Source organism: Thermorhabdus hydrogeniformans (assembly GCF_049310025.1).
Classification (GTDB): domain Bacteria; phylum Bacillota; class Thermosediminibacteria; order Thermosediminibacterales; family Tepidanaerobacteraceae; genus JBJYKD01.
Map to the genome: position 1 here is coordinate 43,347 of NZ_JBJYKD010000014.1, position 22,583 is coordinate 65,929.

At 43.7% G+C, this 22,583-nt stretch carries 17 protein-coding genes and 1 pseudogene; 12 read left to right on the forward strand and 6 right to left on the reverse strand.

The window, feature by feature from the left end:
- Nucleotides 1–97: 97 nt before the first annotated feature.
- From ACKX14_RS08670 to ytaF, 4 genes are all read left to right on the forward strand, one after another.
- Entirely contained in the window at nt 98–1,216 is a 1,119-nt protein-coding gene (locus ACKX14_RS08670) for an ABC transporter substrate-binding protein (RefSeq protein WP_422446687.1), read from the forward strand.
- A gap of 64 nt (nt 1,217–1,280) precedes the next feature.
- Nucleotides 1,281–2,132: an ABC transporter permease gene (locus tag ACKX14_RS08675; RefSeq protein ID WP_422446715.1), complete on the forward strand. Its 852-nt coding sequence runs from the start codon at nt 1,281–1,283 to the stop codon at nt 2,130–2,132.
- Nucleotides 2,133–2,137: 5 nt separating this feature from the next.
- On the forward strand, nt 2,138–2,932 hold the full coding sequence (locus ACKX14_RS08680) for an ABC transporter ATP-binding protein (RefSeq protein WP_422446717.1): 795 nt from the start codon (nt 2,138–2,140) through the stop codon (nt 2,930–2,932).
- 36 nt (nt 2,933–2,968) lie between these two features.
- Complete coding sequence (gene ytaF / locus ACKX14_RS08685; protein ID WP_422446689.1) at nt 2,969–3,601, forward strand: sporulation membrane protein YtaF; 633 nt, start codon at nt 2,969–2,971, stop codon at nt 3,599–3,601.
- 98 nt (nt 3,602–3,699) lie between these two features.
- On the opposite strand, the gene ACKX14_RS08690 is transcribed toward ytaF, so the two are convergent.
- Together ACKX14_RS08690 and ACKX14_RS08695 are read right to left on the reverse strand one after the other, a co-directional pair.
- A complete protein-coding gene (locus ACKX14_RS08690) occupies nt 3,700–5,547 on the reverse strand; it encodes an ABC transporter ATP-binding protein (RefSeq protein WP_422446691.1) in 1,848 nt (615 codons plus the stop codon).
- Complete coding sequence (locus tag ACKX14_RS08695) at nt 5,540–7,273, reverse strand: ABC transporter ATP-binding protein (protein ID WP_422446693.1); 1,734 nt, start codon at nt 7,271–7,273, stop codon at nt 5,540–5,542. The genes ACKX14_RS08690 and ACKX14_RS08695 overlap by 8 nt, the downstream gene beginning before the upstream one ends.
- A 238-nt stretch (nt 7,274–7,511) precedes the next feature.
- Between ACKX14_RS08695 and ACKX14_RS08700 the strand changes: the two genes are divergently transcribed.
- Together ACKX14_RS08700 and ACKX14_RS08705 are read left to right on the forward strand one after the other, a co-directional pair.
- Nucleotides 7,512–8,789: a sensor histidine kinase gene (locus tag ACKX14_RS08700; RefSeq protein WP_422446695.1), complete on the forward strand. Its 1,278-nt coding sequence runs from the start codon at nt 7,512–7,514 to the stop codon at nt 8,787–8,789.
- A gap of 14 nt (nt 8,790–8,803) precedes the next feature.
- A complete protein-coding gene (locus ACKX14_RS08705) occupies nt 8,804–9,673 on the forward strand; it encodes a response regulator (RefSeq protein ID WP_422446697.1) in 870 nt (289 codons plus the stop codon).
- Nucleotides 9,674–9,791: 118 nt separating this feature from the next.
- Here ACKX14_RS08705 and ACKX14_RS08710 read toward each other — a convergent pair whose 3' ends face one another.
- From ACKX14_RS08710 to ACKX14_RS08720, 3 genes are read right to left on the reverse strand one after another with little or no spacing between them, the layout of a single operon-like run.
- The gene (locus ACKX14_RS08710) at nt 9,792–11,747 is read right to left on the reverse strand and encodes a TRAP transporter permease (protein WP_422446699.1); all 1,956 of its coding nucleotides are present in this window, start codon (nt 11,745–11,747) and stop codon (nt 9,792–9,794) included.
- Complete coding sequence (locus ACKX14_RS08715) at nt 11,737–12,267, reverse strand: DUF1850 domain-containing protein (protein ID WP_422446701.1); 531 nt, start codon at nt 12,265–12,267, stop codon at nt 11,737–11,739. The genes ACKX14_RS08710 and ACKX14_RS08715 overlap by 11 nt, the downstream gene beginning before the upstream one ends.
- A 21-nt stretch (nt 12,268–12,288) precedes the next feature.
- Nucleotides 12,289–13,275, reverse strand: a complete 987-nt coding sequence (locus ACKX14_RS08720; RefSeq protein WP_422446703.1) for a TAXI family TRAP transporter solute-binding subunit — start codon at nt 13,273–13,275, stop codon at nt 12,289–12,291.
- Nucleotides 13,276–13,620: 345 nt separating this feature from the next.
- Here ACKX14_RS08720 and ACKX14_RS08725 point away from each other — a divergent pair, with 345 nt between their 5' ends.
- From ACKX14_RS08725 to ACKX14_RS08750, 6 genes are all read left to right on the forward strand, one after another.
- A complete protein-coding gene (locus ACKX14_RS08725; protein ID WP_422446705.1) occupies nt 13,621–15,492 on the forward strand; it encodes a sigma 54-interacting transcriptional regulator in 1,872 nt (623 codons plus the stop codon).
- Nucleotides 15,493–15,658: 166 nt separating this feature from the next.
- The gene (locus tag ACKX14_RS08730) at nt 15,659–16,546 is read left to right on the forward strand and encodes an isocitrate lyase/PEP mutase family protein (protein ID WP_422446719.1); all 888 of its coding nucleotides are present in this window, start codon (nt 15,659–15,661) and stop codon (nt 16,544–16,546) included.
- A 23-nt stretch (nt 16,547–16,569) separates the two neighbouring features.
- Nucleotides 16,570–17,610, forward strand: coding sequence for a DctP family TRAP transporter solute-binding subunit (locus ACKX14_RS08735; protein ID WP_422446707.1), 1,041 nt, complete (start codon nt 16,570–16,572; stop codon nt 17,608–17,610).
- Between the two features lie 140 nt (nt 17,611–17,750).
- Nucleotides 17,751–18,155 carry a TRAP transporter small permease gene (locus ACKX14_RS08740; protein WP_422446721.1) on the forward strand — a complete coding sequence of 135 codons (405 nt, stop codon included), beginning with the start codon at nt 17,751–17,753 and terminating at the stop codon, nt 18,153–18,155.
- Nucleotides 18,156–18,212: 57 nt separating this feature from the next.
- Complete coding sequence (locus ACKX14_RS08745) at nt 18,213–19,451, forward strand: TRAP transporter large permease (protein ID WP_422446723.1); 1,239 nt, start codon at nt 18,213–18,215, stop codon at nt 19,449–19,451.
- A gap of 177 nt (nt 19,452–19,628) precedes the next feature.
- Nucleotides 19,629–21,518, forward strand: coding sequence for a sigma 54-interacting transcriptional regulator (locus ACKX14_RS08750; RefSeq protein WP_422446709.1), 1,890 nt, complete (start codon nt 19,629–19,631; stop codon nt 21,516–21,518).
- Nucleotides 21,519–22,150: 632 nt separating this feature from the next.
- Here the strand turns inward: ACKX14_RS08750 and ACKX14_RS08755 are convergent.
- Nucleotides 22,151–22,348 (reverse strand): annotated as a pseudogene (locus ACKX14_RS08755) (DDE-type integrase/transposase/recombinase); the annotation flags it as partial.
- Between the last annotated feature and the right edge of the window lie 235 nt (nt 22,349–22,583).

The following is a 22,583-nucleotide window of genomic DNA, read 5'->3' on the forward strand; positions in this document are numbered from 1 at the left end:
TGAATATAATTTTCCGGTAACCTCTTCATGCCCTCTGGAATAATATAAAGAAGGTTGAGTTTTAAAATCCTTATAAAAGGGCAAGGGAGTGAGTGCGTTGAAGCGTTTGGCGTGGGTGTTGGTGTTTGTGATGCTTTTTTCCATCCTGGCGGCGGGATGCGGTCGGCAGGCTGTAAAGGAAGAACCCAAACAGGCGGAAAAACAGCCTGCACAGCAGACTTCAAATCAGGAGGCCGCTGAACCACAACAAAAAACAGAACTTGCACCTCTATCTCCGGCGGTAAAAGTGACGGTGGGCATGAAGCAGGTGGTTTCGGATGCCGGGGTCCTCATCGGCATGGCCAGGGGGTATTACAAAGACCTGGGCATAGAGATTGAACCGGTGCAGTTCAATACCGGTCAGGACATGATAAACGCCCTGGGGGCCGGGCAGCTGGATGTGGGCTGCACCGTAACCGCATCGGGGCTGTTCAATGCCATGCTGAGGGGTATCCCCATTAAAATTGTGGCCGACAAGGGCATCAATGTGGCGGGCAAGGGATACTACCGTTTGATGATCAGAAAAGACCTGGTGGATGAGATAAAAGACTTCAGGGACCTGAAGGGCAGGAAACTTGCCGTGGTGGGCACCGCCTCACTTGATGAAATAGCCCTGGACCGGGTTCTAAACAAAGGCGGAATGACCACAAAAGACGTTGATCTGCAGGTAATCCGGGCTTTCCCCGATATAGTGGCGGCCATGAGCAATAAGAGCATCGACGGCGGAATGGTCATAGAACCTTTTGTAACCGCGGCCATGGCGAAGGGCATCGCGGACCCGTGGAAAGACCCTTCGGAGTACGACCCGGATGCCCAGACGGCTCTGCTGGTTTACGGCAAGAGCATGCTGGAGCGGCCGGAAGTGGCCAGGCGGTTCATGGTGGCGTACGTAAAATCCCTCAGGGACTACAATGATGCGTTCTTTAAAAACATAAACCCGGATGAGATAATATCGATTCTTGCCGAATACTCAGTGGTAAAAGACAGGGAACTTTACAAAAAAATGTATCCGGTAGGTCTTAATCCTGACGGCTACGTCAGGATGAAAGGCATCCAGATGGATCTTGACTGGTATAAAGAAAGAGGCCTGCTGAAAGGCGACCTCAAGGCCGAAGACGTGGTAGACAATAGTTTTGCGGATTTTGCTGTAGAAGTGCTTGGCAAGTATCAAAAGTAATTGTTGTGGCCGAAAACCGGATACCGGTTTTCGGCCACAATTACTAGAAGGGAGTGACATCATGATGAGCCTGGCGGAAGGGAGAGTCCGTGAAAAATTCAGTCAGGTCATAATAAAGGAAGAAAAGGGGGAATCAAAGAAAAACGCGTGGCTTACCGGAGCGTTTCTGCTTAAAGTCCTGGCTTTCCTGTCACCCTCGCTTCTCCTGGTGCTTTGGGAAATACTGGCGAGGTTCGGGATTATAGATGTGAGGCTTTTTTCCAGCCCTTCAAGGATATTTGGAGTGCTGGTTCCCATGATTTATTCCGGAGAACTGGTGCATCATACTCTGGTGAGCGCACAAAGAATAGTTTTGGGATTTCTGGCGGGAGCCGTGCCGGGTGTCGTACTGGGCCTTTCAATGGGACTTTTTCCGCCGGTCAGAGCAAGCCTCATGCCCATGGTGGCGGCCACCTTTCCCATACCGAAACTGGCCGTCATGCCCCTGATCCTCATAGTGTTCGGCCTCGGCGAAGCATCAAAAATCTTCACCATCGCCATAGGAGTGTTTTACCTGGTGCTGATAAATACGATGGTGGGGGTGTTGAATATAGACGACATTTACATGGACGTGGCCAAAAACTTTGGCGCCAGCCGGTTCCAGTTTTATATTACGGTTGCTCTGCCCGGGGCAATGCCCATGATTTTTGCGGGATTTAAGCTGGGGATGGGAACCGCCCTTCTGTTGATTGTGGCGGCAGAGCTTTCTGCGGCCAGGGCCGGAGTCGGTTGGCTGGTATGGCGGGCTTACGACATGTTCGATATAGAGAAGATGTTCGTAGCGCTTATAACCATGGCATTTCTGGGTTATGTCTTTTCCAGCGCCCTTGATTTCATAGAAAGAATCGTAATACCGTGGAAGAGGGGCAGGGGGTGAAAGTTTTGTATCCCACCGAAGCAATACTCGTCGAGAATTTAACAAAAGTTTTCAACACCCGGCGGGGAAGGGTAGTGGCACTGGATAACGTGAATCTTTCGGTTAAAGAAGGGGAATTTTTGTGCATAGTGGGTCCCAGCGGGTGCGGCAAGACCACCCTTCTCAGAATACTGGCGGGCCTGGAAAAACAAACCATGGGGAAGGTTTACATGAGGAGAAAAAATCCCGAAAAACCCATGACTTCCATGGTATTCCAGGGAGACTCGGTATTTCCGTGGATGACCGTGGTGGAAAATGTGGCTTACGGCCTCAGGATAAAAGGCGTCCCGGCCGGGGAAAGAAAAGAAATAGCGGGGAGGTATTTGCAATTGATGGGGCTTTCCAGATTTGCCGACGCATTTCCCTATCAGCTTTCAGGGGGCATGAAGCAGAGGATTAACGTGGCCCGGGCTTTTGTGAACGATCCGGAGATTTTATTGATGGATGAGCCTTTTGGCGCTCTGGATGAGCAAAACAGGCTGATACTCCAGCAAGAACTACTAAAAATATGGGAAGGCAGCGGCAAGACCTCGCTGTTTATTACTCACAGCATCGATGAAGCGCTGATCCTGGGAGACAGGATACTGGTGATGACCGCACACCCGGGGAAGGTGAAAGCCGTTGTGGATGTTAATATTTCAAGGCCCAGGGATATACTTTCTCTCAGGTCTTCTCCTAATTTCGGGGCTCTATATGAGGAAATATGGCACCTTCTGCAGGAGGAAGTTATAAAAGCAAGCGCCAGAGAATTGGCTCTTTGATGTTTTTGTATAAAAAATGCGAGGGGGAGATTTTAATTGAGTATATTTACCAGCCTGATTCTGGCTATCGCAGTAAGTATTGACGGTCTTTCGGTGGGGATAATTTACGGCATGAAAGGTATTAAAATTCCCTGGTTTTCGCAGTTAATCATTGCCCTGGCCACTTCCACGGCCTTGACGATAGCCATGTGCTTCGGGAACGTGATCATGAACTTTTTCAACCCGGTCCTGGCCAGACTTTTAGGCGCCCTTATATTATTTGCCATGGGCATCTGGTCCTTTTGGGAAGCTTCTGCAAAACACACCGGAAAGGACATCCAGGAAACCGTTGCTACCTTTAAGGTAAAGCCTTTGGGCCTTGTAATAACAATTTTGAAAGAACCTGTTATTGCAGATGCCGATACTTCGGGGGTTATCGACTCAAAGGAAGCTTTTTTACTGGGTACAGCTCTTGCAATGGATGCCTTTGGAGCCGGATTTGGAGCGGCAGTGGCGGGGTTTCAGCTGATATGGACGACGATCCTTGTCACCGTGATGAGCCTCCTGTTTTTATCGGCGGGACTCAGCATCGGAAGAAAAAAAGTCTGGACCGGCGGGGGATGGGCCAAATATTTGCCGGGCGGCCTGCTGCTGGCTCTGGCCGTTATTAAAGTCTTAAAAAATGACTAGCGCACAGTGATAGTGATCTATGGAGCGATGGAGCGAGTAAAATTTTAAAAAAATCGTAAATCGCACCGTGATGTCTTCACGGTGCGGTTTTGATTTTTTTATGAAGCTTTTTCCCAGAACTGGTGCATATAAAGGTTATAATAGAAGCCCTTTGCTTTCATCAATTGCTCATGGGTTCCATGTTCGATGATCCGACCGTTGTTTATGACGAGGATGAGGTCGGCATCTCGTATGGTGCTCAAACGATGAGCGATGACAAAACTGGTGCGGCCCTTCATTAGATTTAGCATGGCCTTGCGTATGTGCAATTCTGTACGAGTGTCTACACAACTGGTAGCTTCATCAAGTATCAATATGGCAGGGTCAGCCAGTATCGCCCGCGCTATGGATAAAAGCTGTCTTTGCCCCTGGCTGAGATTTCCGCCATCCTCTGACAGCATGGTATCGTAACCATGCGGAAGCCTTTGGATAAAGTGATCTGCGTAGGCCAGGCGGGCGGCCTCTTCCACCTCGGCGTCGGTGGCGTCAAGCCTGCCGTAACGAATATTTTCGCGCACCGTATCGGAAAACAGGTGGGTGTCCTGAAGCACTATCCCCAGACAAGAGCGCAGGCTGTCCAGTCTTACGTTGCGGATATCCTTTCCGTCTATATAAATGGCGCCTTTATTGATTTCGTAGAAACGGGCCAGGAGGTTCACAATTGTCGTCTTTCCGGAACCTGTGGGCCCCACGATGGCAGCGGTCTGGCCGGGTTTTACGGCGATATTTATATCTTTTAATACCGGTACGCCTTTTTTATACTCAAAAGACACATTTTCGAACTTTACATCTCCCGACACATTTTCGAGCGTATCTGCTTCGGGATTGTCGATTTCGGGGCTTTCTTCCATTATTTCAAAAGCCCTTTCAGCGCCGGCTATTGCGGCCTGAATCATGTTGAACTGGTTGGCAATTTCGTTCAGCGGTCTGGTAAACTGCCTGGTGTAGTTTATAAAGCTGGCTATAACGCCGACGGTGATTATGCCTTTTGTCGCAAGCCACCCGCCCACACCGGCTACGATGGCGAAACCGAGATTATTGAGCACATTCATCAGAGGCGGTATGACGCCTGAAAAAATCTGGGTGCGTATACCCACTTCTCGAAGCTGGTCGCTGGCACAGGTAAATTTTTCCACGGCCTTTCTTTCATGGGTAAATACTTTGACGACCCTTTGACCGGATATCGTCTCTTCAATAATACCGTTTAGCTCGCCGAGTTTTTCCTGATGGCTCAAAAAATAATTTCTTGTATGGGCGGTTATTTTTCCCGTGCAAAAAATCATCAGTGGTATAATCAGCATGGTTATAAAGGTCAGAAGCGGGCTTAAAAGCAGCATCATCACGACGGTCCCGCTTACCGTTATTATGCTAGAAAAAAGCTGCGTTACACCGGTGTTCAATGTATTGCTGATATTATCGATGTCGTTGGTTATTCTGCTCATGAGTTCTCCATGGGTGTGATTGTCGAAAAACTTTAGAGGAAGCGTCTGAAGCCCGGCAAAAAGGTCATTTCTCAATTCCTGCACCGTGTCCTGTGCAATGCCGACCATTATATAATTTTGAAGCCATGTGGCGAAGGCTCCTGTTACATATATTGTAAGCATTGCAACCGTCATTTTAAGGAGTCCTTCAAAGTCTCCCGGAATTATATAATTGTCAATTGCCCTTCCGATGAGAAGAGGCCCCAGCAGATTAGAAGCGGTAGCGATTACAACCATTATAAATACTCCAGTTAAAGCAACTTTTTTATGGCTGAGATAACCCCACAGACGCTTCAATGTGCCCTTTGCGTCTTTTATTTTGGCCTTTGGGGCAAACATCGCCCGGTGATGCCCGCCTCCAAACCCGGGACGCGGTGCCAGCCTCTCTATACCGGATTTTTGACTGTTTGTGTTGTATTCAGGCACTTAAACCCTCCTCCTCTCTTATTTGCGATCTGTAGATATCCTGGTAAGTTGGACTCTTTTCCATCAATTCTTCATGGGTTCCTACAGCTTCTATGCGGCCCCCATCCAGGATTATGATTTTATCCGCATCCATTACAGAACTAACGCGCTGCGCTATTACAAAGCAAGTGACATTTTTCATAAACTCTTTTATCGCTTTGTGTATCCGGGCTTCGGTGCCCAAATCGACCGCGCTTGTGCTGTCGTCCAGGATGAGGATGGCGGGTTTTTTGATGAGCGCCCTCGCAATCGCCAGCCTCTGCTTCTGACCGCCGGAAAGGTTTACACCCATCTGCCCGAGCCGGGTGTCGTATCCTTCGGGAAAGCTCATTATGAAATCATGGGCCTGGGCGGCTTTTGCGGCTTCAATTATTTCTTCATCCGAAGCCTCTTCTTTGCCCCATTTTATATTATCCTTGATTGAGCCTGTAAAGAGTATGGTGTCCTGAAGAACGACGCCTATACTGCTTCTGAGAGTATCTAATTTATATTCTCTTACGTCTATGCCGTCTATAAAAATGGAGCCTTCTGTGGGGTCGTAAAGGCGCGGTATGAGACTTACCAGAGTCGATTTTCCCGAGCCGGTGGCCCCCAAAATAGCGATGGTTTCTCCGGGTTCGGCCGTAAATGTTATGTTGCTGAGCACCGGGGCACTGCTGTTTTCATAACAAAAGGATACGTTTTTAAACTCGACACGGCCTTCTTTTACAGGACTATCTACGGCACCGGGAGCGTCTTTAATATCGACATCGGTTTCAAGGACATCGTTTATCCGGTCTGCCGAAGCCTTTGCCCGGGAAAACATCATGAGAACAAAAGACACCATCAAAAGCGAAAATAGTATCTGGGTCATGTAGGTGATAAATGCCATAACCTGTCCGACATGCATACTTCCATTGCTTACATGAATACCGCCGAACCATATAACTGCAACTATACTGAGATTTATTACAAGCATCATGGCAGGCATGGTGAGTATTACCGTTCTGAAAGCTTTTAAATTTATATCCCGGAGCTGCTTATTCGCCTCTCCAAACCTTTCCTTTTCCTTTTCGCTCCTCAAATATGCCTTTACAACCCGTATTCCCGAAAGATTTTCCTGCACTACCGCATTGACCCTGTCCAGTCTTTTTTGCACAGCAACAAAAAGCGGAAAGCCCCTGTTTATAATTACTACAAGCAGAATGGCAACAACGGGTATGGCTACCAGAAGTATGGCGGCCAGTCGCATGTTGATTCTGACGGCCATTATTATTCCGCCGATACACAGGAGGGGGGCGCGAACAAAAATGCGCAGCATCATGAGCACCATATTCTGGATCTGCATGACATCGTTGGTTAGTCTGGTAACAAGGGATGATGTTTTGAATTTATCAAGATTGGCAAAGGAGAACGACTGGACCTTTTGGAATAAATCCAGCCTTAAATCGGCTCCCAAATTCTGGCTTGCGATGCTTGAGGCGATTACACATCCCAATCCTCCTAAAAAACCTATCATTGCAATGCCGATCATTTTTAGTCCTGTTTCGGCGATTAACTGTAAATCGCCTGCGGCGATTCCCTTATCCACAATGGTGGCGAGGAAGGTCGGCTGCATAAGGTCTGATATGACTTCTATGAACATGAGAATGGGTGCAAGTATTGCGGCTTTCCAGTAAGGTTTAAGATATTTGAGGATTATAATCATAGCGTCACCTTCCGGTTATTTAGATATCTAATAAAATTAATATGCTAGTTTAACAGATGATATTTACAATGTCAAGATAAACCGCCGGAACTTTGGTATAATAAAAGCAGCCCTTGGAAATTGGGTCTTTCGCTCTTTTGCCGGGGCGTTTTCCAAACAGAAAAGTAATTCTGTATTAAAAATTGTATTAAAAATGACAATTCATCCGAAATGGATAATTGGAGGTGATATTCTGCCTTTGAAGAAATATTATAGAGAAATGCTGATTACCGCAGGACTTACAGCTCTTACCGGAGAGATATATTTTTACCCCTTTGACAGCGGTTTTAGATTTACCGCCGGAGTTATAACCATTTCCTTTTTGATGCTGTATTTTCACCAGATTCCCGAACTCGTCCTCATTCCGTTTTCCGGAGTGGCGGTGGTCGCTTTCCGGGTTTTTTTGGGCTGTTTCATCCGGTACCAAAGCTTTATGGCAGCTTTTAATCTGCATTATCCGGCTTTCTTTTATTACCTGTCTTATGCGTTTTTTTTGAGGATCGGAAGGATCAAAGCTCTTTTGAGGGTACCCGTCAATTTCGTTGCGGTGATGACACTGGCTGATGTCGGTGCCAATTTTATTGAACTTGCCGTAAGGCGGGAAATGGGTTTAAACTATTTCCAGGATATATTTACCAGGGTGCTGGGCGTGGGTTTAATTCGCAGCATTACCACCTTTGCGCTGTACTGGCTGATTGAACGTTACAGGCTTATAATAGTCCGGGAAGAACATCAGAAGCGCTATGAGGAATTGCTTGAACTGCTCTCGGAGTTGAAGGCCGAGCTGTTTTATATAAAAAAATCCACCGGCGACCTGGAATACGCCATGAAAGAAGGTTATGAAATATACCGGTCATTGAATCCGGGTATTTCAGAGGATGATGTGGTGAAGTTAAAGAAGAAAGCTTTGAATCTTGCCAAGGATATTCATGAGATAAAAAAGGACTACCTCAGGATCGCCGCCGGGGTAAACGAGCTTTTACCGGAAGAAAGGCGGGAAGGCATGAGGCTGAGCGCGATAGTTTCCATAATAAAATCCAATACCGAAAGGTGGATGAAAACCGCAGGGAAAAGCCCCGAATTCAGAGTGCAGATCGATAAAGATTTAATTGTTGTGAACTACTTTTCCATGTTCTCCATTATCAACAATCTGGTTTCAAACGCCCTGGACGCCATCGACGGCGAAAACGGTTTTATAGAGGTAAGAGTTTCTTCGGATGAAGAGTATGTCAGACTTTCGGTTTTTGACAATGGAAAAGGCATCGATCCGAGGGACCTGCCCTATATATTTGAACCGGGTTTTTCCACAAAATTCGCCGAGGACGGTTTTATTTCCACGGGCCTCGGGCTAACCCATGTAAAAAACCTCGTGGAAGATATGGGGGGCGGGATATCAGTAGTTTCGGCTCTGAACAGGGGCACAAAATTTGAGGTGCAGATTCCTATAGATGGCAATTTTTTAAAATTAACCAGTTGAAAAGGGAGGTAAAAATGGGGTTTCGATTAGTAATAGTGGACGACGACAGGGCTGTAAGGAGGATTCTGGCCGGAATCATTGAAAACAACGACCTGGGAGAAATAATAGGTGAGGCCGAGGACGGGGAAGAAGCCGAGAGAAAGATATCCGTTTTGAAGCCCGATATTGTCCTTATGGACCTGCTCCTTCCGGGAAAAGATGGGATTGAAGTTATAAAGAGCCTTAAACAGAGGGATATCAGAACCTGTTTTATTATGATTTCCCAGGTGGAAGACCAGGCGATGATATCCCAGGCTTACAAGAGCGGGATTGAATTCTTTATACACAAGCCCATCAATGCCATAGAGACCGTAAACGTCATTTCTAAAGTGGAAGAGATCATCAGGCTTAAAGACACCTTTGAAATGATAAAAAATACCGTGATTAACATAGGAGGTAAAGAGCACCGGGAAATAGATAAAAAAAAGGGGCTCTCCAGAGTAGAGTTTTTCCTGGCGGACCTGGGGATACTGGGAGAAGCAGGCAGCGAAGACATAAGGGTGATAATGGAAAACTACGACACAGTCAGGCAAAAGATGAACAACCTGCAGGACCTGTACCAGTATTTAAGGGAATATTATGAAAACTACGATAAGAAGAAGTCAACGGACATAAAGGCCATTGAAATGAGGATCCGGAGGGCCGTGGACAAAGCCCTTCGCAACGTGGCCACCCTGGGCATAGAGGATTATAACAACGAACTGTTTTTAAGATTTGCCTCCACTCTATTCGATTTTGTGGAGGTAAAAAAAGAGATGGATTTTTTAAGAGGAAAAAGCCCCACCGGCGGGAAGATAAACATTAAAAAATTCATAGAGGGAAGCGCATTATTGTGCCGGGTTTAGTATAAAATTCAAGGCTCCATAAGTCTCATCTTACGGAGCCTTATTTACTGAAGGGGATCCGTATTGCGGCGCCTGCCAGATTTCTTCAGAGTACCAAAGTTTAAATATTATTTATATATTATTTACTCTCGGCGGCCTGGATATTTCTTCCTCTCGATAATTTCTGTCTCTGGATAAGGTAGCCGGCCAGCAGGAGGACCGCACCAACGAGGTCCGTTCTCAGGCCGGGGGTTACCAGCAGGATCCCGCCCACAAAGAATATGATGCGCTCTGGCCAGGACTCATGGGTAAGAAGGAATCCGGCCACGCCCGAGCCTACTCCGATGATACCTGTTATTGAAGTTACGGCTATCTGGATTATTTCCGCCGCGTGGACGTCTATGAGCAGTAAAGCCGGATTATATACGAAGATGTAGGGCACCAGAAAAGCGGCAACCGCCAGCTTTGAAGCGTTAATACCGGTCCGCAGCGGATTGGCTTTTGCTATGCCGGCTCCGGCGAAGGCGGCCAGGGCCACGGGAGGCGTCACGTCGGCAATAATGCCGAAATAGAAGGCAAACATGTGCGCAGCCAGCACCGGCACGTTCATCATTAAGAGTGCGGGGGCGGCAATGGTGGAGGTAATGACATAATTGGCCGTTGTGGGCACTCCCATGCCCAGAATAAGAGATGTGATCATCGTAAAGAACAGCGTGAGGAAAAGGTTGCCTTTGGCAAGCCCCACAAGCGTTGTCCCCATTTTAAGGCCGAGGCCCGTCTGGGTGACCACGCCAATAATGATACCCGCGCATGCGGTTGCCGCAATAACCCCGAGAGCGCCTCTTGCCCCCTGTTCAAGGCCCTTCATGATGTCGGCAAAGCTGATCCGCGTATTTTTTCTGAGCATTGCACACGCGATAGATAAGACGATTGCGTAGAGGGCGGCCTTCATAGGAGTATATCCGGTAACGAGAAGATATACAATGGCTATGAGGGGGAGGAAAAGATGCCCCCGTTCCAGGAGAATATTTTTAATTTTTGGCAGTTCGTCCCTGTTCAAGCCCCTGAGCCCCAGGCGCTTGGCCTCCAGATGGACGCCGGTCCATACTCCAAAGTAGTATAACACGGCCGGAATGACCGCCGCACCGATAATCCTTACATACGGGATTTGAGTAAATTCCGCCATCAGAAAAGCGGCTGCACCCATGATGGGGGGCATCAGCTGCCCTCCGGTGGACGCTGTAGCCTCAACGGCTCCGGCAAATTCCGGTTTGTAACCCAGGCTTTTCATCATGGGGATGGTGAAACTACCTGTTCCCACCACATTGGCCACGGAGCTGCCGGAGACGGTGCCCATCAAACCGCTGGAGAGTACTGCCACCTTGGCGGGACCGCCGGCAGCCCAGCCGGCCACGGCGTTGGCAAGATCGATAAAGAACTGTCCCATACCGGTTTTCTCCAAATATGCACCGAACAATATGAACAGGAATATAAAAGTGGAAGAAACACCTATGGGTATTCCGAAAATACCTTCGGTTGTGTAGAAAAGGTGCTGGACCAGGCTCGGGAGGTCAACTCCCCGGTGAGCCAGCTGCCCCGGAATGTACCGGCCAAACAGCGCGTACAGAATAAACAGTGAAGCTATGGTGACCATGGGCCAGCCCACCACCCGCCTGGCGGCGTCCAGAACCAGTAAGACCGCAATGAGACCTACCACGTAGTCCAGTGTGGTCACCGTCCCGGCCCTCAGGACTAGTTCTCTGTAAAACACAACTATATACATGGGCGCGGCGGCCCCCAGAACGGCAAAAACAATGTCCACCGGATGGATCCTGTCCCTGGGCCAGCTGCTTCTGGCTGGGTATAGCAGGAAAATCAGGCAAAGACCGAAGGCCACATGGACGGACCTCTGTATCATGGCGTCCAGCACTCCAAAGGTCGCCGTATAAAGCTGGAAGAGAGAAAAGGTAATGGCTATGGCAGCAATGATTTTTGCCGAAAATCCCGTCAGCCTGCGGTAATCTGACTCCCTGTCGAACTTTATTAGGATCTCTTCGTTTCTGGCTACTGCTTCCTGCAGCTTATCAACGGTCATTTTCCCGCTCCTTTCTTTTTATTATCCACCTGTTGATTGCCCTTATTTCGACAAGATCTTCAGGGCCTGCAAAATTCAGCAGGGGATATGTCCTGCCGCCAATACTTATGGCATGGTTCGGGATAGGCGAAACTCTGATCGGGATTGAATCGAATGTTCTGGTTAAGTTCAATACAAACTCGCCTTTGTCGTTGACAAATGTTCCGTTTTCTTCCGAAAATGGCAGTCCCACCCCCAGAGAATAGTATTTTGTTTCATAGAGCACCAGTTTGTTATCGCCATCGATGCGAAAGAACTCATACACCGGAGTCTTCTGGACCGAGTGAATGAAGCTGAGAGTAAATTTTCCGTCCGGCGCGGGTATGACAGTGTTCGTTTTACGGTCTAAGTCTTTGATTGCTACCGCTTTTTCATGAGCTATCCTGTAATTTGCAAAAAAAGCTCCAATCAAAAAAATGAAAAGAAGTATAAATATTTCCAATCGCAGCTTCATAAAATACTGAGCATTGGATTTCTCCAATGCTCAGCGACCTCCTCAGGCTTATTTTTTCTCTTTGAAGTATTTCTCGGCTCCCGGATGAAGTGTGATGGACATGCCCAATTGTCCCGTCTCTGGTTTAATTTTCTTGCCCACGGCATGGGCGGCTTCCAGCCTGTTGAGGTTCTCATACATGGTTTTCACCAGATTGTAGGCCGTTTCTTCATCCATCTTGGAACTGACGGCCAGCATTGACATGACCGAAACGGCTTTGACATCTTCCGCCTGACCGCTGTATGTGTTGGCCGGTATCACCGTCTTTGTATAAAATGGATATTGCTGAATGAGTTTGTCGGCAAAAGCGTCATCGACGGGTATAAGTTTGATTTTGTGCTGGGCTGCGATATCCTGTACTGCGGCGGTGGGGAATCCCGCTGTCAGGAAAGCCGCATCGATGTTGCCGTCTTTTAAGTTGTTGGCGGCTTCGGCAAAGGAAAGATACTGGGCGTTGATGTCATTGTAAGTAATACCCGCCGCGGCCAGTATCTGCCTGGCATTGGCCTCAGCGCCGCTGCCGGCAGCGCCGACCGCCACCTTTTTGCCCTTCAAGTCTTCAATTTTGTTTATGCCTTTACTTTCCAGCGTTACTATCTGTATGGTTTCGGGATACAGAGTTACAAGGCCTCTGATGTCTTCATATTTTTTGTCCTTAAACATCTCGGTACCGTTGGCGGCGTAATAAGCTATGTCGTTCTGAACAAAGATGACATCCACCTTGCCGTCCCTGAGCAGATTAACGTTTGCCACAGAAGCTCCAGTGCTCTGCGCCGTGGAGTTGACGCCTTTTATGTTGTTATTCCAGATGTCGGCGAGAGCGCCGCCCAGCGGGAAATAGGTACCGGCGGTGCCGCCTGTGGCGATGGTGATAAATTTTTGTTCTCCGGAACTCTGGTTTGAATCCTGAGAACCGCCGCTGTTGCCACCGCACCCGGCTGCCAGCAACGCCAGCAACAGGGCGGCTGCCGTAAGAGCAATTATCTTTTTGCCCATTCTTTTCCCTCCCAACCAATTTTTATAAAATTACACTTATTCTATTCTATTCCGTGGGTAACCGAAATCTACAGATAACCACTGAATACAACAGAAATTAAATGCATGTATACAGTATAATTATGCATAACGGCCATTTGATAAAATTAAAAAAAATAAATATTTGAAAGCATGCTCATGTTTTGCAGGATTTTAAATAATTTTTGAAGAAATACAATAATATCGAAGTGTATAGAAGCCCCTGCATCTAAGATTGCGGGGTTTTTTTATAGAAGGCAGGTATAATTATTTGAAAATTTAAGTAAAATAATAAAATATGTCGAAAGGAGGCGTAAGTGCGATTTTATGAGCGAAAAAATACTGTTTATCGCACCATATCAAGAAATGGCTGAAATGGCTTTAGAAATGGCAAGCTTATACCATTTTGATGTGAAGGTAAAGACGGCTTTAATGGAGGAAGCTGCCGAACTTGCAAAAAAAGCCGAACAGGATGGTATAGAAGTAATTATAAGCCGTGGGGCCACATTGGCGGCAATAAGAAATGAATGCAGTTTGCCAGTCGTGGAAATCTATGACAACAATTTAGAGATTTTAAGGGCGATTCAAAAGGCAGCAGGTTACGGAAAAAATTTAGCAATTATATGGTACAACGAAATTTCTTACGACGAGGACTTTATATATACATTATTACAAGTAGATGTTCACTTTTATAAATACGAAACAAAAGATGAAATAGAAAGATTGGTTATAACTGCATTGGAAAACGGAGCCGACGTAATCATTGGGGGAGCTTATACCGTTAGTTTTGCCGAAAAACTAGGCAAAAAGGGAATTGTCATTGGTACTGATAAAGAATCTATTTTAAGGACATTAAGGCAGGCCCAGTACATTTTGGAGATAAAAAAAGAGGAAGAAATCAAAAGAAAAAGGATAGAAACAATAATACAGAACGTGCATGACGGGGTTATTGCGGTCGATCAGAATGGTATTATTACAACTTTTAATCCCATGGCAGAAAATATAATGAAAATCAAGGCTGTTGACGTCATAGGGAAATATGCAAAAGATGTCATTCCCAATACCAAACTTTCAGAAGTAATTGAAGGAGAGGATCAACTTGATCAATTGCAGGATGTTGGTAGTGCCATTATATCCACCAATAGAGTGAAAATGAAAATAAAAGACGAAATTGTGGGTGCTGTGGCTACATTCCAAGATGTAACCAGAATTCAACAGTTAGAACAGCAAATCAGGCAAAAACTTTATAGTAAAGGCCATGTGGCAAAATATAATTTTGAAGATATTATAGGGAAATCGCCGATATTGACAAGAACCAAAAATATAGCAAAAAGATTCGCCCTGACGGATGAGACTATTCTATTAATGGGAGAATCAGGGACCGGAAAAGAAATGTTTGCCCAGAGCATACACAATCAGAGCCAGAGAAAAAACGGGCCATTTGTGGCCGTGAATTGTGCGGAACTTTCGACTAATCTTTTTGAAAGCGAGCTTTTCGGGTATGAAGAAGGGGCATTTACCGGGGCTAAAAAAGGTGGAAAAGATGGCCTTTTTTTATTGGCTCACGGTGGGACTATTTTCCTGGATGAAATAAGTGAAATACCTGTTTCCTTACAAACCGCAATTTTACGCGTGATTCAGGAGAAAACTGTAAAGCCTATCGGATCGGATAAAATAATTCCCGTTAATGTGAGGATAATAGCCGCTTCTAATAAAAACTTGAAAAATCTTGTAGATGAAGGCCTTTTTCGCAAAGATCTTTATTATCGCTTAAATGTATTAACGATTCGCATTCCGCCTTTAAGGGAGCGCAAATCAGATATACCTTTGATTATTAAAGCTATTGCTCAAAAATACAGCTGTAACATAAAGCTAAGCGAAGAAGCCCTGGAGTTTTTGGTTAACTATCAATGGCCTGGAAATGTAAGAGAATTAATAAATGTCGTAAAAAGAATTGCAATACTTTATGGTGATAAATTAATAACAAAGTCAGATTTGGTAGAAATAATGCCAGAAATATGCGGAAGTGATTTTGCAGGTGAAAGTAAATTTTTTGTGAGGATAAATGGCACGCTGAATGATATAATCAAACAATGCATCGAGAAAACCCTGGAAATGACCAATGGAAATCAATCGCAGGCAGCTAAAATTTTAGGAGTAAGCAGGTCTTTTTTGTGGAGAAAATTAAAAAATTTGTAGCATATGTTACAATATGTAACAATAAATTGTTGCCAGATCTAACAATATATTGATTAATATTTAAAAATTACTATTTGGCAAGGGGTCTATAAGTGGCATGAAGTTTGCTTAATAGTTTTGTTGATAATAAAAAAAATAAGGGTATGAGGTGGTTTTGTTGGAAAAAATGACAACCAGACTTCGCAAACTTCTTGCCAGAGACGAAATTCTGGTGGCGCCCGGAGCACATGATGTTTTAACCGCCAAAATAATAGAAAAGGAGGGATTTGAGGCCGTATATATGACCGGATACGGTACTTCGGCAAGCCTTCTGGGAAAACCTGATGTGGGGCTTTTAACCTTGACAGAAATGGTTCAAAGGGCCGCAAACATAGCGGAAGCCGTTAACATCCCAGTCATAGCTGACGGAGATACCGGTTACGGGAATGCGGTAAATGTAATGAGGACTGTTAGAGAGTACGAAAAAGCAGGAGTAGCGTGCATTCAACTGGAAGATCAAGTGGCTCCGAAAAAATGCGGTCACATGCTCGGTCGGGAGATTATTTCAAAAGAAGAAATGGTGGGAAAAATTAAAGCGGCCTGTGATGCAAGACGGGATCCCGATTTTATGATCATGGCAAGAACCGATGCTCGGACAAATTATGGAATTAAGGAGGCTATTGAGCGCGGAAAGGCCTATGAAGAAGCCGGTGCGGATATTATTTTTATAGAATCAGTCGAATCAATAGAAGAAATGAAAATTGTTACAAGCAGTTTTAAAGTTCCAGTGCTGGCGAATATGCTTGAACACGGCAGGACTCCCCTTTTGTCTGCTAAAGAATTGCAGGAAATAGGGTATGATCTTGTTATTTTCTGCGTATCTTCCACATATGTTACCGCTAAGGCTGTTACTGATCTTATGAAAATTTTGAAGACCGAAGGTACTACCAGAAACTACCTTGATAAAATGATTCCATTTGAAGAGTTTAATAAATTAATCGGGCTTCCCGAAATAAGACTTATCGAGCAAAAATATGCCACGGGGCGTGATTATGTGGTGCCTGAAGGCAAGTAAAATGTGCATGGAGGTAGAAAATTATGAAAAGGTTATCATTTCTAACACTAGTTATGTTTTTAATTTTCTCGCTTATGTTAACAGGATGCGGTGGGTCGGGTCAGAATTCCGGAAAACAGGAAAATGAACAGGGACAAACCAATCAAAATTCAGGGTCAGCAGTGGTTTTAAAATTAAGCCATACGGGCAATCCTCAACATTTCTATCAGAAAGGTGCGGAAAAGTTTGCTGAATTGGTAAGCAAAAATACTAATGATCAGGTAAAAATAGAGATATATCCATCGGATTCTCTGGCACCTCAAAGAGAAAGCGTTGAAGGCGCTCAACTGGGGACTATAGATATGGTTTTAACTTCCACCATGGAACTTTCTAATTTTGAATCAAGTATCGGCGTTTTTGACTTACCATTTTTATTTTCATCGAGAGAAAAAGCTTACGCTGTCTTTGATGGGCCTGTTGGAGAAAAAATTGCTAAGAATTTTGAAAATAAAGGTCTGGTAATCTTAGCATATTGGGAAAACGGTTTTAGGCACGTTACAAACAATAAAAAACCTATACAGACGCCGGATGATTTGAAAGGCATGAAAATAAGAGTTCCAGAAAGCACTGTCTATATAGACACTTTTAAAGCTCTTGGCGCATCGCCGACTCCTATTTCCTTTGGTGAACTTTATTCTGCGTTGCAACTTGGCACGGTGGACGGTCAGGAAAACCCACTGGCCCACTTAATTAATCAAAAGTTTTACGAAGTGCAAAAATACTGCACCCTAACAGGCCATTTTTATACTGCTGAACCGCTGGTTATAAGTAAAATTGTGTGGGATAAGTTAACGCCCGATCAACAAAATGCCATAAAAGAAGCGGCTATGGAAGCCGGAAGATATGAACGAGAGTTGTCTAAAGAAGCCGATGAAAAATATTTGCAGGAAGCTAAAGATAAAGGAGTTCAATTTGTGGAAAAACCGGACCTGGATGCTTTTCGAAAAGCGGTGGAACCTGTATATGAAAAATACAGCGCAAAATATGGCAATCTATTAACAGAAGTTAGAGATGCAGCCAAATAACAATGGGGGGATTTATCCCCCCTATATAATAAACAAAAGTATTTTAAAAAAGGGTGAATTTCCAAATGACGGTTTATGAAAAGGTGTTAAATGCCATTAATAATTTTCTCATCATTATCATTACATTTTTATTTGGAACAATGAGCTTGGCCAGTTTGTTCCAGGTTATATTTAGATATGTTCTAAAGCAACCCCTTCCCTGGTCGGAGGAACTGGCACGGTTTTTATTTGTATGGGTGGTTTTCCTGGGCTCGGCGGTGGCGGTAAAGGAAAAAGCCCATGTAGGTCTGGAGTATTTTGTAGATAAACTGGGGATGTCACAAAAAAAGCTTGTTTATGGCATTGCATATATTTTGTGTATAGGTATGTCTATTGTAATATTCATAAACGGATGGAATATTGTGAAAAGTACTTTTTCACAACTGTCCCCCGCTATGCAAATACCGATGGCCTATGTTTATTTTGCCATACCGCTTGGTTTTTTGATATCAGCTTTTAATTTTTTGTATCTTTTTATAAATATGTTTAAACCTATTGAGAAATAAAAAGAGGTGATAAAGATGGCTTTACTTTTGTTCGGAAGTTTTTTTCTGTTTTTGATAATGGGGATACCCATTTCCTTTTCTCTAACTCTAGCAAGTATTGTTTCCGTGATATTTGGAACTAACGTTCCTTTAATGATAGGTCCGCAAATGATGTTTAAAGGGGTAAATTCATTTCCCATTATGGCGATCCCTTTCTTCCTCCTCGCAGGGAATATTATGTCCAGGGGAGGTATTTCAAAGAGGTTAATAAGATTTGCATATTCTATTGTGGGAGCCATTACCGGAGGCCTCGGGACCGTGTCAATTCTTGCTTCGATGTTCTTTGCGGCTATTTCGGGGTCTTCTCCTGCCACCGCAGCAGCTATCGGAAGCATAATGATACCTTCCATGGAGGAAAAAGGTTATGATAGAAAATATTCCGCTGCAGTTATTGCCGCAGCAGGGACCATTGGCGTCGTTATCCCTCCTAGTATCCCTATGGTTGTCTATGGTGTGAATGCAGGAGTATCTATAGGCGGTTTGTTTTTAGGCGGGATTATTCCCGGGATATTGATGGGCCTAATACTAATTGCGCAGAACTACTATTATTCAAAAAAGAACGGCTATTTAGGTGAAGGGAAGTTTCGGGTGGGGGAATTTATTGCTTCGTTTATTGACAGCATATTTGCGCTTTTAATGCCGGTGATTATACTGGGTGGCATATACAGCGGAGTTTTTACTCCTACAGAATCAGCTGTAATAGCGTCGGCATATGGATTAATAGTTGGCATGCTGGTTTACAGAGAATTAAAATTGAAAGATATTCCGGAAATTCTGGCGGAGTCGGCCAAGGGCACATCAAAGATACTTGTTTTAATTGCCGCGGCCATGTTTTTTGGTTGGTTTCTTGCAAGTCAGCAGATTCCTCAGCGTATATCGGCCACCGTATTGTCATATACCACAAATCCGTATTTGATTCTGCTGTTCTTTAATATAATCTTGTTGATAGCGGGGACATTTTTGGATTCTACGGCTTCAATAGTTTTACTTACCCCCATTTTTCTTCCCATAATGCAACAGTTGAATATAAATCCTCTGTTAATGGGTATAGTCATGACCGTAAATCTTGCCATAGGGCAGATCACACCACCCGTAGGATTAAACCTTTTTGTTACATGTGGAATAGCAAAAATTAAATTTGACGATATAATACGGCCAATAGTGCCTTTTATATTAGGATTAGTTTTTGTGGTTCTGTTAATTACATATATTCCTTCACTGTCGCTCTATTTACCAACAATGTTTAATTTCAAATAGAGGTCGATTTTTAGATAATACTTCGACTATAGAAAATTTTGGCTGCGAAACTGCAGCTTTTTTTATTAATTCAAAAATACTACTTAAGACCAATAATTCTTTAAAATTAAAAAAAGGACTTTTTAACCCATTGTGGAAATAGATAAAAGAAAAATGGGGTAAAATGGGGTGAAAATTATGGCTCGCATTGGCATTGTTGCCCCTTACAGGAAACTGTATTATGAAGCTTTAGAAATCAAGGAAGAATTAAACGACGATATCGATGTGAGGATAGGTTTGTTGAGCAATGCCGTTGATGTAGCCAGGGATTTGATTAAAAACGGAGCGCAGGTCTTGATCAGCCGAGGCGGCACTTTGAATTATATTCGGCGGGATATTCCAGATGTTCCTCTTGTCGAAATAGAAATAAGCAGTTACGATATAGCCGAAGCTATCATGGAAGCAAAAAAAATAAGCAATCATATGGCTCTGATCATTTTTAGCAATATGCTGTATGAAAAAAGGGATTTGTCTAAATTGTTTAATGTAGATCTGAAAATTTTCTATATTGAGAGAGAGGAACAGGCCGTGGAGGCAATACGAAAGGCAATGATAGAAGGTTGTGAAGTGATGGTGGGCGGGGGGATAACCAACAAAGTTTCTCTGGAAATGGGGATCCGCAGCATATTGATATCTTCGGGGAAGGATTCTGTTTATCGTTCTATAAGACAGGCCCAAAATATTTTGTACTATAGAGAAGATGCTTTAAAGCAAACGGAACTGATCCAGACGGTGATGGAAAATACTCCTCTTGGGATTATCACCACGGACAGGATAGGTAGAATTAAAATGATAAATTCCCCGGCTCTTGATATTTTAAAACTGCCCCGTGAACATGTCCTGGGTAGAGATATAAGAAAGATTGTGCCCGAGATAAAAGACGGCCAGGGAGCGGATTTTATAAAAGAATTCGGCGATTCTAAGATTATGGTTAACATAAAACCGGTAGATATTGTATCATCAAATATCGGCTCTATCATTACCCTTGAAGAAATCAGCGAAATAAGCAAGAAGGAAAAATATATCAGGAGCGCTTTTATTAAAAAAGGGCATGTGGCCCGGTACAGGTTTGAGGATATTATTGGCGAAAGCAAAGTGCTTAAAAATGTTTTAGAAATTGCGAAAAAGTATGCCGAATTTGATTCAACGGTACTGATTTTTGGCGAAACGGGCACAGGCAAAGAAATGTTTGCCCAGAGCATTCACAATAAAAGTAAAAGAGCAAAAGGGCCTTTTGTTGCGGTCAATTGTGCATCGCTTTCTGAAAGTTTGCTGGAGAGCGAATTATTTGGATACGTAGAAGGCGCGTTCACCGGCGCTTCAAAAAATGGCAAAGTTGGGTTGTTTGAGATGGCGCATAAAGGGACCATTTTTCTCGATGAAATTTCGGAACTGCCGGTTTCCATCCAGGCGAAACTTTTAAGGGTCATTCAGGAAAAAGCGGTCATGCGTTTGGGAGATGACCGTATTATTCCCGTTGATGTACGGATTATTGCTGCCAGTAATAAAAATCTGGGGGAAATGGTAAAAAGAAAAGAATTCCGTGAGGATTTGTATTACAGATTAAATGTTCTTACTTTAACCATACCTCCTTTGAGAGAAAGAAAGCAGGACATTGTAAATTTATTCCAATATTTTATAGATTTATTCTGTTATAAGTTTAAGATAGACAGACCTTTAATAGACAAAGCGTGCCTGGAGATAATTCAAGATTATGACTGGCCGGGCAATGTCCGCGAATTGGAGAATTTTACGGAAAGGCTCCTGGCTGCTTACGGGAGTCAATACATAGATACCGGGAAAATTTTAGAGCTTTTAAATGTAGAACAAAATCTTTTGACGGATATTCAAGTTTTCTCGAAAAGAAGCAGCCGGGCTGGTGAATTGGATGAGAATGAGATCTTGGATGTATTAAAGCGAAACAATTTTAATAAAACTAAGACAGCCAAACAACTTGGCATCGGGAGGACTACCCTGTGGAGATTTTTAAAAAAGCGGGGAGGAGGAAATAGCGAAACGTTTCGGTGAAACACAGAAACGTATTATAAAAACTTTATAATTCAACTTTCGCAGATGGAACTATAGCTACAAACCTTGACAAATCAATAAAAATAAGAAATAAAAATGCAAGGAGAATCCTTTTTATGATATAATTGAATTAGGCAAAATAAACAAAAAAGGAATATCCTTACAATGTCTATTATATCACATTACAACGAAAATGAAAACCGCTTTTCCTCAACTGTTCACGGCAAACGCATGAAAATATACTTGAACCAACAATCCAAAAAAGGATTTTTAAAAAAATGCCGGGCGGCATGTACTGGCCCCAATTACTTGGACTTAACCGACTAACACGCCACGGCTCACATTATTTCTTAAAAATGCTTCATAAAATGCTGATGGTGTCATATAATTTAAGGATTCATGGGGCCTTTCGCAAAGATAAAATAAAGATAAAATTTTATATAATCATCCAAGCCTTTAAAAAATTACTTATAACTTTCAAAGTCATTTATATTAAACATATTGTGCTTGTAGGGTTCTATGAAATCTTTCAATAGTTGGGTTTGCTAGGGGACCTTACTGGTATTTTCTCATGAAATATACCCTGTTTAGTGCAAAATTCTTGAAATTCTTTTGGCTTAAACTGCGGCCCATTATCGGTTCTGATTGTTAAAACTATCTGTCATATGCCTTGATGCAATAGCTTTTGTCACAGTTTTTATCACATCGTTTTTCGTAATTGAAAAACCAGCTTTATAGCCAACTATCTCTAAGGTATATGTATCTATTATTTCCAGGATAAAGATTCTTCTGTGGAAAATAGTCACATACGTAATATCCATCTGCCAGTGAGTATTTGGTGCATCAACAGAAACCTTTTTTAAAAACTATTTCAGTGTTAGAAGAAGAGTGATATCTAATAATAGGCAAAAGGAGATCCATTTTCTTGCATAGCCTGTAACCCTTTTTCTTGTTAATAAATAATTCCAAACTTTGATCTTAAAAGAAATTTGATTCTAGTGTAGAAACCCTACTTTTTTACTTCTTTTCCCGAACCTTGAAAATTTCATAAGGAATGTTTTGGAA